The 14,283-nt window shown below is 64.5% G+C and carries 15 protein-coding genes; 6 read left to right on the forward strand and 9 right to left on the reverse strand.

Going from position 1 to position 14,283, the window contains the following annotated elements; genetic code table 11:
- Window positions 1–53 precede the first annotated feature (53 nt).
- Window positions 54–377 (reverse strand): hypothetical protein, encoded by a 324-nt coding sequence (locus P9236_RS23830; RefSeq protein ID WP_278077043.1) that lies wholly within the window; start codon window positions 375–377, stop codon window positions 54–56.
- A gap of 169 nt (window positions 378–546) precedes the next feature.
- Here P9236_RS23830 and mbfA point away from each other — a divergent pair, with 169 nt between their 5' ends.
- Window positions 547–1,530: an iron exporter MbfA gene (mbfA, locus tag P9236_RS23835; RefSeq protein ID WP_278077044.1), complete on the forward strand. Its 984-nt coding sequence runs from the start codon at window positions 547–549 to the stop codon at window positions 1,528–1,530.
- A 158-nt stretch (window positions 1,531–1,688) separates the two neighbouring features.
- Here the strand turns inward: mbfA and P9236_RS23840 are convergent, their stop codons facing one another.
- Entirely contained in the window at window positions 1,689–2,033 is a 345-nt protein-coding gene (locus P9236_RS23840) for an antibiotic biosynthesis monooxygenase (protein WP_278077045.1), read from the reverse strand.
- Complete coding sequence (locus tag P9236_RS23845; protein WP_278077046.1) at window positions 2,030–2,398, reverse strand: NIPSNAP family protein; 369 nt, start codon at window positions 2,396–2,398, stop codon at window positions 2,030–2,032. Before P9236_RS23845 ends, P9236_RS23840 begins: the two co-directional genes overlap by 4 nt.
- A 170-nt stretch (window positions 2,399–2,568) precedes the next feature.
- Between P9236_RS23845 and P9236_RS23850 the strand changes: the two genes are divergently transcribed.
- Window positions 2,569–3,243 (forward strand): winged helix-turn-helix domain-containing protein, encoded by a 675-nt coding sequence (locus P9236_RS23850; protein ID WP_278077047.1) that lies wholly within the window; start codon window positions 2,569–2,571, stop codon window positions 3,241–3,243.
- Window positions 3,244–3,311: 68 nt separating this feature from the next.
- On the opposite strand, the gene ligD is transcribed toward P9236_RS23850, so the two are convergent.
- The 3 genes from ligD to P9236_RS23865 form a co-directional block, all read right to left on the reverse strand.
- Window positions 3,312–5,828, reverse strand: coding sequence for a DNA ligase D (gene ligD / locus P9236_RS23855; RefSeq protein ID WP_278077048.1), 2,517 nt, complete (start codon window positions 5,826–5,828; stop codon window positions 3,312–3,314).
- Between the two features lie 12 nt (window positions 5,829–5,840).
- Window positions 5,841–6,725, reverse strand: a complete 885-nt coding sequence (locus P9236_RS23860) for a Ku protein (RefSeq protein WP_278077049.1) — start codon at window positions 6,723–6,725, stop codon at window positions 5,841–5,843.
- 104 nt (window positions 6,726–6,829) lie between these two features.
- Complete coding sequence (locus P9236_RS23865; protein ID WP_278077050.1) at window positions 6,830–7,333, reverse strand: ferritin-like domain-containing protein; 504 nt, start codon at window positions 7,331–7,333, stop codon at window positions 6,830–6,832.
- A 391-nt stretch (window positions 7,334–7,724) separates the two neighbouring features.
- Between P9236_RS23865 and P9236_RS23870 the strand changes: the two genes are divergently transcribed.
- The 4 genes from P9236_RS23870 (at window position 7,725) to P9236_RS23885 (ending at window position 10,367) form a co-directional block, all read left to right on the forward strand.
- Window positions 7,725–7,871: a hypothetical protein gene (locus P9236_RS23870; RefSeq protein ID WP_082980733.1), complete on the forward strand. Its 147-nt coding sequence runs from the start codon at window positions 7,725–7,727 to the stop codon at window positions 7,869–7,871.
- Between the two features lie 191 nt (window positions 7,872–8,062).
- Window positions 8,063–8,515 (forward strand): DCC1-like thiol-disulfide oxidoreductase family protein, encoded by a 453-nt coding sequence (locus P9236_RS23875; protein ID WP_278077052.1) that lies wholly within the window; start codon window positions 8,063–8,065, stop codon window positions 8,513–8,515.
- Between the two features lie 125 nt (window positions 8,516–8,640).
- Window positions 8,641–9,003 (forward strand): YciI family protein, encoded by a 363-nt coding sequence (locus P9236_RS23880; RefSeq protein WP_125003769.1) that lies wholly within the window; start codon window positions 8,641–8,643, stop codon window positions 9,001–9,003.
- Window positions 9,004–9,119: 116 nt separating this feature from the next.
- Entirely contained in the window at window positions 9,120–10,367 is a 1,248-nt protein-coding gene (locus P9236_RS23885; protein WP_278077122.1) for a DUF6596 domain-containing protein, read from the forward strand.
- Between the two features lie 113 nt (window positions 10,368–10,480).
- On the opposite strand, the gene cysK is transcribed toward P9236_RS23885, so the two are convergent.
- The 3 genes from cysK to P9236_RS23900 form a co-directional block, all read right to left on the reverse strand.
- Window positions 10,481–11,461, reverse strand: coding sequence for a cysteine synthase A (cysK, locus tag P9236_RS23890; RefSeq protein WP_278077053.1), 981 nt, complete (start codon window positions 11,459–11,461; stop codon window positions 10,481–10,483).
- A 187-nt stretch (window positions 11,462–11,648) separates the two neighbouring features.
- Entirely contained in the window at window positions 11,649–12,266 is a 618-nt protein-coding gene (locus P9236_RS23895) for a LysE family translocator (RefSeq protein ID WP_278077054.1), read from the reverse strand.
- Between the two features lie 475 nt (window positions 12,267–12,741).
- On the reverse strand, window positions 12,742–14,082 hold the full coding sequence (locus P9236_RS23900) for a sorbosone dehydrogenase family protein (RefSeq protein WP_278077055.1): 1,341 nt from the start codon (window positions 14,080–14,082) through the stop codon (window positions 12,742–12,744).
- Window positions 14,083–14,283 lie beyond the last annotated feature (201 nt).

Genomic DNA, 14,283 nt, shown 5'->3' on the forward strand with positions numbered 1-14,283 from the left:
GGGGGAGATGGCCGGCTTCAGCGCCGACGCCCTCTGGCCGTTGCGCGGCCTCCTCACCCCAACAATGTCGGCGTCCGCTTCTTGCCACCCAGCTTGCGCCAGCTGTTGAAGCGGTGGGTGGCGGCGGCAAACGAGATCTTCATCTGCTGGGCGACCGTATAGCGCGACTTGCCCTCGTCGAACATGCGGTAGCAGCACTCGACGCCTTCGTCGGTCAGCTTGCCGTCCGGCGTCTTGTTATGCGGATTGGCGGGGTCGAATTTTTCGGCCTGCTGCTCGACCAGACCCTTGAGGCGCTGCAGGTCGGCCTCGATGCTGGCGATGAGATCGAGAACAGGCTTCGGGTCGAATGCATGCGGGGGCTTCTTGTCCGTCATTCCTCGTTCCTTCGATTTTGGCTGATGAACGACATATAGGTGAACATTCGGCAATAATGAAGGGCGGGAACGCAGTTCTGCGAATTCTGCCACACACACGACCTCCGCGATTGACCCTGGGCCTGTGAGTGCCTAGTTTAGAATGATTCTAATCTGGGGTAATTTTCTCATGCTTTCCCGTGTTTTCGGCTTCGGCCGCCGCTCCTTCGATTCGCTGTCGGAGCAGGAGATCCTGGCGCTGGCGATCTCTTCCGAGGAGGATGACGGGCGCATCTACCGCGCCTATGCCGACGGGCTGGCGGAAGACTTTCCGCAATCGGCCAAGGTGTTCGAGGCGATGGCGGAGGAGGAGGACGGCCATCGCGATTCCCTGATCGAGCTTCACCGCAAGCGCTTCGGCGAGCGCATTCCGCTGATCCGCCGCGAGCACGTCAGAGGCTATTACGAGCGCAAGCCGGACTGGCTGGTGCGGCCGCTCGGCATCGAGCATGTACGCCGCCAGGCCGAGGACATGGAGCGGCAGGCCTACCGCTTCTATGTCGAGGCGGCCAAGCGCACCACCGACGCCTCGACGCGCAAACTGCTCGACGACCTGGCCGCGGCCGAGCTCGGCCATGAGAATTCCGCGCATGAGCTCGAGCAGACGCATGTCCCGGGGGAGGTGAAGGAGGAGGAGGCAAGCGCCGAGCAGCGGCAGTTCATCCTCACCTATGTGCAGCCGGGGCTCGCCGGGCTGATGGACGGGTCGGTGTCGACGCTGGCGCCTATCTTCGCCGCCGCCTTCGCCACGCATGCGACCTTTCAGACCTTTCTCGTCGGCCTCGCCGCCTCGATCGGCGCCGGCATCTCGATGGGCTTCACGGAGGTCGCCTCCGACGACGGCAAGCTTTCGGGGCGCGGCTCGCCCGTCAAGCGCGGCCTCACCGTCGGCGTCATGACGACGCTGGGCGGGCTCGGCCACGCGCTGCCCTACCTCATTCCCTATTTCTGGACGGCAACCATCGTCGCCGCGATCGTGGTGTTCTTCGAGCTCTGGGCGATCGCCTTCATCCAGAACCGCTACATGCAGACACCGTTCTGGCGCGCCGCCTTCCAGGTGGTGCTGGGCGGCGCGCTGGTGTTCGGGGCAGGCGTGCTGATCGGGAATGCTTGAGCCGTCTCCTTCTCCCTTGTGGGAGAAGGTGGATCGGCGCGTCAGCGCCGAGACGGATGAGGGGTGTTCCAGCGGAGTGAGAGGTCGGTGTTCTCTGGAGCACCCCTCATCCATCGCCTTCGGCGACACCTTCTCCCACAGGGGGAGAAGGGGGAACCTTACCCGTTCACCGCTCGGCTATCCTGCGGCGCCTCGGCCCTCTCGTTCAGCCCGTAGTCTCGCACGACATGGGCGATGCGGAGACGATAGCCGGCAAAGATTCCGCCGCGACCGGCCTTCTGCGCCTGCCGGTGCTCCGCGGTGTTGCGCCAGGCCTTCACCGCTTTCTCGTCACGCCAGAAGGACAGCGACAGGATACGTTTCGGATCGGTCAGGCTCTGGAAGCGCTCGACCGAGATGAAGCCGTCGATACTTTCGAGCAAAGGTTTGAGCTCGGCGGCGATGCCGAGATAGGCATCGCGCTTTCCCTCGGCCGGCTCGACCTCGAAGATGACGGCGATCATGCCTCTATCCCTTCCTTCACCGTTACGCTGGTGTCGAAAACCTTGCTCGGCCCATGCGGGCCCGACACCAGTTTCAGGAAGATACGGTCTTCCTTCAGGATGAATTTCTCGCGCCGCGCGAACTCGTAGTTTGCCTTGCCGGCGGGGTCGGCGGCAAGGCGGGCGCGATAGGCTTCGTAGGCCGCGAGGTTCTCGATGTTGTAGGCCGCATAAGCGATAGTGGCAGAGCCCTCATGCGGCGCGAAATAGCCGATCAGGTCGGCGCCGCAGCGCGGGATGGCCTGGCCCCAGGCGCGCGCATATTGCTCGAAGGCCGCCTTGCCGAACGGATCGATCTCGTAGCGGATGAAGCACGTGATGGTCATGTCGGTCTCTCCTCGTCGGTTGGCTTGTGGCGGCGACAGTTCGACCACGGTCGAAACATCACTGCCCTCGGTGTGCTAGGCATTCTTCCGTCAGGAGCGTTCGCCGCGCTCCTTGAGCTCGCCCGAGAATAATGCTTCCCTCACGGGGATGCTTCGATAAAGATCGAACCATGCGTGAAGGACCCGATATCGCCCGCATAGCCAGCCTGGTCGGCGACCCGGCACGCGCCAATATGCTGACCGCGCTGATGGGCGGTACGGCGCTGACCGCATCGGAACTGGCGCTGGAGGGCGGCGTGTCGCTGCCCACCGCTTCCTCGCATCTGTCCAAGCTGATGGATGGCGGACTGCTGACGCTCGCCAGCCAGGGCCGCCATCGCTACTACGGTCTCGCCGGTCCGCAGGTGGCAGGCATGATCGAGGCGATCATCGGCGTTGCCGAAGCCGTCGGCCCGAAGCGGGTGCGGCCGGGACCGCGAGATGCGGCGATGCGCGTGGCGCGTGTGTGCTACGACCATCTCGCCGGCGAGCAGGCCGTGGCGATACTCGACCGCCTCGTCAGCAGGAAAGTGCTGCTGCGCGACGACAACGAGATCAGGCTGTCACCGTCAGCCATTTCGCATTTCGCCGCGCTCGGCATCGAGATCGACACCAAGGCCAGGCGGCCGGTCTGCCGCGCCTGCCTTGACTGGAGTGTGCGGCGCTCGCATCTGGCCGGCGCGCTGGGCGCCGCCATCCTCGACAAGGTTATCGCCGAGAAATGGGCGCGGCGCGAGAAGGACAGCCGCGCCGTGGTGTTCTCGCCAAAGGGCAAGCAGGAGTTCGAGAGGGTGTTTCTGGCTTAGGGCTGCGCACAAACGATATGCCCGCAACGTCTGAGCGAGGCCTCCCCTCTGGCCCTCGGCGCTGAAAATTAGCCGCGCTTCAACACCTTCCCCAGCTTGAAGAAATCCGCCCACGGGTCGGCCTTCTTCAATTGCTTCAGCGTCGTCTCGTCGCCGAGCGGGAAGGCATTGGGCGGCAGGCCGTTTTCAAGCTCCGGCCAAGTCACCGGCATCGACACAGTCGCGCCCTTCTTGGCGCGCGAGGAGTAGGGCGCCACCGTGGTCGAGCCTCTGCCGTTACGCAGATAGTCGACGAAGATCTTGCCCGTGCGCGCCTTCTTCGACAGCGTCGCCGTGTAGCGATCAGGCGCTGCCTGCTCCAGGGCGCGGGCGAAATCATGGGCGAAGTCCTTGACCTCGTCCCAGTCCGCAGACGCTTTCAGCGGCACGAGCACATGATAACCCTTGCCGCCGGAGGTCTTGACCAGGTTCGGCAGCGACAATTCGTCGAGCTGCTTATGGATGTCGAGCGCCGCCGCGCGCACCGCCTTCACGTCGACGCCTTCGTCGGGGTCTAGGTCGAAGATGATCTGGTCGGGCTTTTCCAGCTCATCGATGGTCGAGCCCCAGATATGGACCTCGACCACGCCATACTGGACAAGCGCCGCAAGCCCGTCGAAATCCCTGATGAACAGGATCTCCTCGCCGTCGGTCGGATCCTTCATCCTGGCGATCTTGTCGCTCATGCCGGGCGAGGCATGTTTCTGGAAGAAGCGCTGGCCGTGAATGCCGTCGGGCGCCCGCACCAGGCTCAGCGGCCGGTTGACGACGAATTGCTGCATGCGCGGCCAGACCAGCGCATAGTGGTCGAGCAGATCCTGCTTGGAGACCTTTTCGTCGGGCCACAGCAGCTTGTCGGGATGCGAGAGCTTTATCGAGGTCATCGCCGTTCCAGCCGACGCCTTCGGCGCGGTCCTGCCGTCGCCCGATTTTGCCTCGGCCTTGCCGCCGGCTCGCTTCGGCTTTTCCTGCACGACTTCCTCCGCCGGCTTATCCTCGCGCAGCCCCTGGAACGAGGCGTGGCGGATTATACGGTCGGACGTCCAGCTGCGAAACTCCACTTCGCCGACGAGCTCGGGCTTGACCCAGGTAAGCCCCTTGCCCTTCGGCACGGCCGTCGAGAAAGGCGACTGCTTCGCCTCGAGGCCGTCGAGCTTCTTCTTGAGACCGGCCATCACCTTGCCGGAAAAGCCGGTGCCGACGCGGCCGGCATAGTTGAGCTTGCCGCCTTCATAGTACCCAACGAGCAGCGACCGCAATCCACGTCCGGTCTTGTCCGAGGGCAGGTAGCCGCCGATGACGAATTCCTGGCGCAGCGTGCATTTCGACTTGATCCAGCTGAGGCCACGCCCGCTGCGGTAAGGCGCGTCGGCGCGTTTCGAAACCACGCCTTCAAGACCCATGCGGCAGACATGCTGCAGCATGACCTTGCCAGGTTCGTGAAAATGATCGCTGAAGCGCAGCGCCGAGTTCTCCGGCTGGTTGCCGAGCAGTTCGGCCAGGGCCTGCTTGCGCTCGACCAACGGCTCACGGCGCGAATCCTTGCCATCGAGCCGCATCAGGTCGAAGACATAGTAGATGAAGCGGTCGGCGCGGCCGGCCGAAAGTCCCGCCTGCAGCAGCGGAAAGGACGATATGCCGTTGTCGGCCAGCACGACGATCTCGCCGTCGATCACCGCGTCGCGGCATTTCAGTTCGGCAAGCGCCGCGGTGACCGGGCCTTCGAATTTCTTCGTCCAGTCGAGGCCGGCCCGCGTCAGCAGCCTGACGTCGCTGCCGGCGATCTGCGCCTGGATGCGGTAGCCGTCGAATTTCACCTCGTGCAGCCATTCGTCGCCGGACGGCGCATCCTTTTCCAGCGTGGCGAGCTGCGGCTCGATGAACTCCAGGCGCTTGGCGCGCCCGGCCGTTGCCTTGGCGGCGCCCGGTTTGTTGGAGTGCCAGACCTTCGGCTTCGCGCCCCTGGCTGCCTTGCCCTCGCCGACCTCCTCGACGGTGAGACCGGATTTCACCGATTGCGGCTCGTCCTCGAGAATATCCTCGCCGGGACGGGCGGCGGCATCGTCGGCCTTGATCAGCAGCCAGTTGTCGCGCTTTTCGCCGCGGCGGGGTTTCAGGCGGACCAGATGCCAGCGCCCATGCAGCTTGTAGCCCTGGAGCTCGAAGCCGATATGGCCTTTCTTCATGCCTTCGGCGGGATCGCCTTCCGGGATCCAGCGACCGTCGTCCCAGACGATGACCGAGCCGCCGCCATACTCGCCCTTCGGAATGGTGCCCTCGAAGGAGGCATAGTCGATCGGATGGTCCTCGACATGCACGGCCAGCCGCTTCTCGTGCGGATCGAGGCTCGGGCCGCGCGTCACCGCCCAGCTCCACAGCACGCCGTCATGCTCGAGCCGGAAATCGTAGTGGAGGCGAGTGGCGGCGTGCTTCTGGATGACGTAGATACCGCCGGCCTCGCCTTTCTTGTGCCGAGGCACCTTGCCGGACGGCTCGGCGGTTTTGCGGAAGTCGCGCTTGGCATGATATTGCTCGAGGCCGGCCATGACGTCCTGCTCCTATGCGGATTTGTGGCTTCGATGCCGATTGTGAGCGGCAGCGGGGGCCTTTGCCCTGCTCCGCGCCGACCGCGCTTTCGATGAAGATTTGCCGGCTTTCCCACCGCCTTCCGCGTTGAGGCTCTTCTTCAGCGCATCGAACAGGTTGACGACATTGGACGGCTTCGCCGGCGCCCTCGCTTTGGGCGCCTTCTTGCCGGCCTTCTTGGCGCGGATCAGCTCGAGCAGCGCGTCCTCGTAGCGGTCGTCGAACTTCGAAGCGTCGAACTTCGTCTTCTTCTGGTCGATGATGTGCTGGGCAAGATCGATCATCTCGCCATCGGTCTTGGTTGCCTCGATGTCGTCGAAGACCGTCTCGGGCTGGCGCACCGTGTCGTCATAGCGCAGCGTCGTCAGCACCATGCCCTTGCCGAGCGGCTCGATCACCACAGGACGTTCGCGCTGGTAGAGCACGGCCCGCGCGAGGCCGGCCATCTTCTTTGCCGCCATCGCGTCGCGGATGACGGCGAACGCCTCTTCCGACACCTCGTCCGCCGGGGAAACATAGTAGGGCGTGTCGAGATAGATCTGCTCGATCGAGGATTTCTCGACGAAGCCGTCAAGGTTCATCGTATGCGAGGACTCGATCTCAACCGCCGCGATCTCGTCTTCCTCGATATGGATGAACTCACCGTCGCTCACTTCGTAGCCCTTGATCTCGTCGCCCTCTTCCAATGGCTTGCCGGTACCTGCATCGACATAGATGCGCCTGACAGTATTGCCGGTCTTGCGGTTGAGAATGCGGAACGAAACCTTCCCGGCATGGGTGACGACGTTGGTCAGCTCGATGGCGCAAGTGACCAGCGACAGTTTCAGATAGCCCTTCCAGGCGGGGCGCGGTGCCATTGCCTGCTCCTACTGCGAACGCCTGCGCGATGCGGTCCCAACGGCAACGGGCAGGCCTCGCTTGGGTTCCGGCAAGCCGGTGCCCGTCGTCGCAGCATAGTCCGTCAGGCCGCAAGTAGGTTGATCCTGTTTTCCGCCATTTCGCTGAGCTTGCGGTCGGTCGCCTGCTCTTCCTTGAGGTTTTTGGCCAGCACGTTGGCGCAGTCGCTGCGGCCGAGCTGTTTGGCCCAGGCGATCAGCGTGCCGTAGCGCGTCATCTCGTAGTGCTCGACCGCCTGCGCGGACGCGATCAGCGCGGCGTCGAGAACCTCCCGGTCGTCGATATCGGCGCTCACCTCATCGGCTTCCTCGAGGATGCCGTCGATGGCGGGGCAGCTGACGGCCTTGGCCTTGACGCCGTGCAGCTCGAACACCTGCTCGACGCGATCGATATGGCCCTTGGTCTGCTCGAGGTGTTTTTCGAAGCCGGCCTTCAGCTGCGGATCGGTCGCCAAGCCGATCATCTTCGGCAGCGACCGCTCGATCTTTTTCTCGGCATAGTAGATGTCGCGCAGCATATGGATGAAGAGGTCGTCCAGCGTCTTGATGTCTTTCGAAAAGAAACCCATGGCTGTTGCCTTCCATTGCTTGTTCCGGGTTGGGGATTCAATCGGCGGCGCGGCCGCCTTCGTCGGAGGCGCGCGGGCTCGAAGGAATCAACGTGTCCCTTCCGGGCCGGTTCCTGACCTTTTGCGTAACGCGCAATGAAATTTCCGGATCGAACGTGAAACAGAAGCGCGTCCAAGCGACATCGAGACGAAACCTATGTGATGCAAAAGCCACACGAGCCGGAAACGCGACAAAAGGCACCGAAAGACCGCGAATCAGCCGCATTCCAGCCACGAAGCAACGAGTTTCGGACCACAAATTAACATCGCGTTCACCGACTATTCACGCCTCGACGCTATGCTCCCGGACAATTCGGAAGGGACATCCGAAAACGGGACAGGGACAGGTAAAATGAACTTCTGGAACCACATCGCCGGCTATGCCGCCGCCATTCGCGAATTCGTCGCGCCGACCTATCGGCCCGAGCGCTATTACATGCGCGGCCCGGGTCCGGCCTGCGCCCGCCGCGGCAACTCGCTCGGCATCGGCACGCACTGACCGTCATGCCCGACAGCCGCCACAACAGCCGGATCTGCAAGCCGGCCGCCGACAACCGCGCCACGACCTATCGTGACGAGCGTCCCGCCGTCGCCGACGGCAGGCGTGCGACAACGCCGCGACTTTGACGCCGCCGGCTGGCTCAGTGTTCCCTTAGCGAGTGCCTAGGGACACAAGCAGCCGGGGCCGACATGACCGACCTGCCCGAACAGAATCGTCCTCTTCTCCCAGGCCAAGCGCACGGCGCCGATCAGCCGCTGATCGTCTTCGACGGCGTCTGCGTGTTCTGCTGCGGTTTCGCCCGGATGGTCGTCCGGCTCGACACCGACAATCGCTTCCGCTTCGCCACCGCGCAGTCGCCACTTGGCGAGGCGCTGTTTTGCAAGCATGGCCTGTCGACCGACAGCTACGAAACCAACCTTGCCATCATAGACGGCAAGGCCTTCACCAAGCTCGACAGCTTCGTCGCCATCATGACCGAACTTGGATGGCCGTGGCGCGCCGCAAGGCTGCTGCTTGTCCTGCCGCGGCCGCTGCGCGACTGGCTCTACGATCGCGTCGCCAAGAACCGCTATGCGCTGTTCGGCAGGAAGGACAGCTGCGAGATCCCGTCCGCCGAACTGCGGCAACGGCTGATTGGCTAAGCTCGTCCTTGCCTGATTGGCCGCAAACGGCGAAAATTTTTCGGCGCCTGTCGAAATCGGCCAGCCCCAGACGACATAGCTCGGTCCGCAACGACGCGGCCGTCGAGAAGAACGGGAGAAGACCCATGCGATACATGCTTTTGATCTATAATGACGAAGCTGCAATGGCGAACGCGCCGCGCGACAAGACCGAGCAAGTCCTGGCGGCCTACGGCGCCTATACCGAGGCCTTGAAGAAATCCGGCGCGTATCTGGCCGGCGAAAGGCTGCGCCCGACCCAGGCGGCCACCTCGATACGTCTGGCCGACGGCAAGACCAACGTGCTCGACGGCCCCTATGCCGATACCAAGGAGCAGCTTGCCGGCTTCTACATGATCGAGGCGACGGACATCGACACGGCCATGGAATGGGGCGCGCGCTGCCCGGCGGCCAGCACCGGCACGGTCGAGGTGCGGCCGATCTGGGAAATGACCGACTACCTGTCCTAGAGCCGTTCATCGTTTCACGGAAAACGCTGAACTGCCCTAACTATTTGTTTTTACGCAATTCCGGGCGGAAAACCGTTATACACTTTTCCTGGAATTGCTCTAGAAAAGTCCATGTGATGGATCCTCGCTCGGCGATGGCGCGGGCGGCGGCCGAGGCGGCCGCCCGGCAGAGCTACGGCAAGCTGGTCGCCTATCTCGCGGCCCGCATGCGCGACGTCGCCGGCGCCGAGGACGCGCTGGCCGACGCCTTCGCCGCCGCGCTGGAGCGCTGGCCGAAAAGCGGCGTGCCCGAAAAGCCGGAAGCCTGGCTGCTCGCCGTGGCGCGGCGGCGCGATGTCGACGCCGTGCGGCGGCGGCTGACCGGCGAGGCGGCCCGCGACCACCTGCAGCTGATTGCCGAAGAGGCGGAGGCGCGGATGACGAATGAGGAACTGCCCGACGAGCGGCTCAGGCTGATGTTTGCCTGCGCCCATCCGGCGATCGAGGCGAGCGTGCGCGCGCCGCTGATCCTGCAGACCGTGTTGGGCTTCGACGCTGCAACGATAGCCTCGGCCTTTCTGGTCTCGCCGACGACGATGGGCCAGCGCCTGGTGCGCGCCAAGAGCCGCATCCGCGAGGCCGGTATTCCCTTCCGCGTGCCGGAACGGGCCGAGCTCGGCGAGCGGCTCGACACGGTACTGGAAGCGATCTACGCCACTTTTGCCGAGGGCTGGTCGGACCCGGCCGGCACCGAGACGCGACGGCGCAACCTCGCCACGGAAGGCATCTGGCTCGGCCGGCTGGTCGCGTCGCTGATCCCGGACGAACCGGAAACGCTCGGACTTCTGGCGCTGATGCTTTTCGCCGAAGCCCGGCGCGCGGCGCGGCGCAGCTCCGAAGGCGACTTCGTGCCACTCGCCGAGCAGGACGTCGCCCTCTGGGACGACGCGCTGATCGACGAGGCGGAAGCGCTGCTCAGGCGCGCCGCGGCCAAGAAGATCATCGGCCGCTACCAATTGGAGGCCGCGGTGCAATCGGCGCATGCGGCGCGGCGGCGGAGCGGCGGCACAGACTGGGCCGCGATCCGCCAGCTCTACGACGCGCTGCTGGCGATCGCCGGCTCGCCGGTGGTGGCGATCAACCGCGCGGTGGCGATCGCCGAAGCGGAGGGAGCGGCGGAAGGTCTCGCCGCACTCGATGCGATCGGGGACGACAGGCGCCTTGCCGAGTACCAGCCTTATTGGGCGGCAAGAGCCGGACTGTCGGCCAGGCTCGGCAAGACAGCGGAAGCCGCGGAGGCCTATGACCGGGCGATCGGCCTCGAGCGCGATCCGGCCTTGCGCCGCTTCCTGCAGGCGGAGCGGGCAAAGCTCGTCCGAAACTGAGACGAGGCGAGCCTAGAGCAGTTCACCGTTTCACGGAAACGCCGAACCGCTCTAACTCTTTGTTTTTACGCAATTCCGGGCGGAAAACTGATCACACTTTTCCTGGAATTGCTCTAAGCCCCCAGACCGTCGAACAGGATCGTCGACAGATAGCGCTCGGCGAAGGACGGGATGACGACGACGAGGTTCTTGCCCTTGTTTTCCGGCCGCGAGCCGACGACGATCGCCGCCTGCAGTGCTGCGCCCGACGAGATGCCGACCGGGACGCCTTCGAGGCGGGCGACGAGGCGCGCATTGGCGACCGAATCCTCGTTCGAGACCCTGACGATCTCGTCATAGATCGAGGTGTCGAGAATCTTGGGCGCGAAGCCGGCACCGATGCCCTGGATCTTGTGCGGGCCGGGCTGGCCGCCGGACAGTACCGGCGAGGCTTCCGGCTCGACCGCCACGACATGCAGCGAGGGCTTGCGCTTCTTCAGCACCTGGCCGACGCCGGTGATGGTGCCGCCGGTGCCGATGCCGGCGACGAAGATGTCGACCTCGCCGTTGGTGTCGTTCCAGATCTCCTCCGCCGTGGTGCGGCGGTGGATCTCCGGATTGGCCGGGTTCTCGAACTGCTGCGGGATGATGGCGTTGGGCAGCGTCGCGGCGAGCTCGTCGGCCTTGGCGATGGCGCCCTTCATGCCTTTCGGCCCTTCGGTGAGCACCAGCTCGGCGCCAAGCAGCGCCAGCATCTTGCGGCGCTCGACCGACATCGTCTCCGGCATGGTGAGGATCAGCTTGTAGCCCTTGGCTGCCGCTGCGAAGGCCAGCGCGATGCCGGTGTTGCCGGAGGTCGGCTCGATCAGCGTGGTCTTGCCGGGCGCGATCTTGCCGGCCTCCTCCAGCGCCTCGATCATGGCGACGCCGATACGGTCCTTGACCGAGGCGATCGGGTTGAAGAATTCCAGCTTGGCGAGGACATTGGCGACGATGCCCTTCTCCTTGGCGAATTTATCCAGCCGAACCAGCGGCGTGTCTCCAATCGTCTCGGTGATCGAGTTGAAGATGCGGCCGCGGCCGGGGACACGCGCGGAGGTGACGGGCTTGTTCATTGGTTTCGCTCCCAAGGCAAAGGCATAGGCAAACAGAATAAGGCTTTCAGCCGCGCAAGATAGGCCGGCCGGCGAAAATATCCGAGTGGGGCGGTTGCTGAAAACCGCTCCACTCCGGAAAAGCGTTTTCCGGAGTGCCCGTTTTCGGAATGCTTTTCCCGAAAGGGAAGCCGGTTGAGATTGCAGCCTATTGACGGGCGGCGATTGCGGCTGCCGCCCCCATCATGAAGCCGGCGGCGGTGCGGTTCAGGACTTTCAGCGCACGCGGCGACTTCAGGAACCAGCGCGCCTTGGCGGCCAGCGCCAGATAGGGAACCAACACGACGAAGAGCACGACGACGGTGAGCGCGACGAGGATGCCGTAGTCGGCCAGCGTGATGGTCTTCAGGTCGACGATGGTCGGCGTGATCGCGAGATAGAAGATCATCGTCTTCGGATTGCCGAGCGTGACCGTCAGCCCGGCAATGAAGCTCGCCACGAAGCCGCCCTTGCCCTTGCGCGCCTCGACAGTCTCGGGCGAGATGCCGCTGGTCCAAAAGCGCCAGGCGAGGAAAGCGAGATAGGCGACACCTGCCCATTTGATGGCGAGGAAGACCATGCCGAAGGTCTGCGCGACGAAGGCGAGGCCGAGCACGACGGCGGTGAGATAGGTGATGTCGCCGAGCATCAGGCCGAACGACATCGCCAGCGAGGAACGGAAGCCGGCGCCGAGCGCGCGGGCGACAAGCGCCGTGACGCCGGGGCCCGGAATGGCGGCGGCGACGCCGAGGGCGGCGCTGTAAGCGAGGAATCCGGTGAGTGTCATGGTTGGAACCTGGCCGTAGGGACCGATGCAGAACCGGGCTTCTATCATTATAACGGGTCGATGGTAATTCCCTCACGGCGGGATTCGTTGCGCCAGTTCGACTAGGAGCTGGTTCTGGACATCGGCATTTTAGCCGGTCGCGCCGGCGGGGTGCGTTGGAGGCCGAAACGGCCCAACCTCGTCATCCACGGGCGGAGCAAGGAGCGAGCGACGCGCAGACCCGAGGATCCAGGGTCTCCGCGACGCCCGCTCCGCCCTGACGAGGTTGGGGGAGGCTTCGCCCAATCTCCAGCGTTTTCGCTGATTTCATGGGAATGGGAAGCCTTGTCCATCGACAAGCGGCAGCCTGTTAAAAGCCTTCTGTCGAACAGCTAAAGCGCGTCGCGATCCTTCGGATTCGCTCCGTACGCTTTAGGCTTTTGATTTTGCGCATGTCTTTGTCCCGAAACCGGTTCCCACTTTCGGGAGATATGCTTTAGCCACCATAAGTGACGCGCCAGATGGTGCCGTTGCCGTCTTCGGTGAGAATCAGCGCGCCGTCCTTCGCCACCGCCACGCCGACCGGCCGACCCCAGACCTCGTCATCCGAAATGACGAAGCCGGTGGCGAAGTCCTCATATTCGCCGGTCGGCTTGCCGTCCTTGAATTTCAGTCGCACCACCTTGTAGCCGCTGCGGACGTTGCGGTTCCACGAGCCGTGCAGGGCGACGAAGGCGTCGCCCTTGTAGTCGGCCGGGAAGTTGCCGCCTTCGTAGAAGGCGATGTTGAGGGGTGCCGAATGCGCCTGCATTAGCACATCGGGCACCGTGACCTTGCCGGCGAGGTCGGGGCGCGCGCCCTTGTGGCGCGGATCCTCGTTGGAGCCGATATAGTACCAGGGCCAGCCGTAGAAGGCGCCGTCCTTGACGGACGTCGCGTATTCGAACGGCACGTTGTCGCCGAGCTCGTCGCGCTCGTTGACGACGCACCAGGGCGCGCCCGTCGCCGGCTGTACGGTCATGCCCGAGCAGTTGCGCAGGCCGGTGGCGACCATCCTGCGGTTCTTGCCGTCGGGGTCGAAGGCGAGCACGTCGGCGCGACCCGCCTCCGAGCCCCAGGCGGCACCGAGCGGTTGCGATTTCGCCCATTCCTCAAGACCGCCTTTCGGCTTGGCGCCCATGTCCTCGCCGACGTTCGAGCCCGAGCCGACCGACAGATAGAGCGTCTTGCCATCGGGCGAGAAGGCGATGTCGCGGGTCCAGTGATGACTGGCCGGAATCTTCTCGACGATGGTTTCCGGCTCGCCGGAAGCCTCGAGGTCGCCGTCGCGATAGGCAAAGCGAACCACGCCGTCGCTATTGGCGACATAGACCCATTGCGGCTTGTCGCCCGGCGGGTAGAAGGCGATGCCGTAGGGCTGGCTGAGGCCCTCGGCGAAGATGGATTTTTCCGCCGGTTTCGCGCTGCCCGCGGCCAGGCGGTAGACGCGGATCTGGTTGGCTTCGCTGTCGGCGACGAAGAGGTCGCCGTTCGGCGCGACGCGCACGACACGCGGATTGTCTATGCCGGAGGCAACCAGTTCCGCGGAAAAGCCGGGCGGCACTATCGGCTTCGCGCCTTCGGGGCGGTCGGCCAGGCCGGGGGCATTCGATGCCAGCCTGCCGATGCGGGGAGACGGCAGGTCGCGCGGCCTGATCAGGCGGCGCACGCCGGGCCGGTCGGCTTTCCAGTCGCCGAAAGCCTTTTCGCCTGTGAGCAACGGCTGGTCGGCCTGCTGCGCGAGGGCTCCGGACGCCAGGAGCCAGACAATGCCTGCAAGGCCGGCGACCCGTACCATGCTGTTCTCCGTGGTTTGCGCCGGCGTGTCGCAATTGGCTGAGGCCGCCTCGACGTCGTCATCCCAGGGCGAAGCAGGAGCGAAGCTCCGTCGCGGAGACCCTGGGATCCATGCCGTGACGTCGGCCGAGGAGTGCAGCGGAGCAGAATTCTGCACCGTCGCAACACTTCCCAGTCACGGCATGGATCCTGGGGTCTGCGC

This window comes from Mesorhizobium sp. WSM4884, from assembly GCF_029625675.1.
GTDB lineage: Bacteria > Pseudomonadota > Alphaproteobacteria > Rhizobiales > Rhizobiaceae > Mesorhizobium.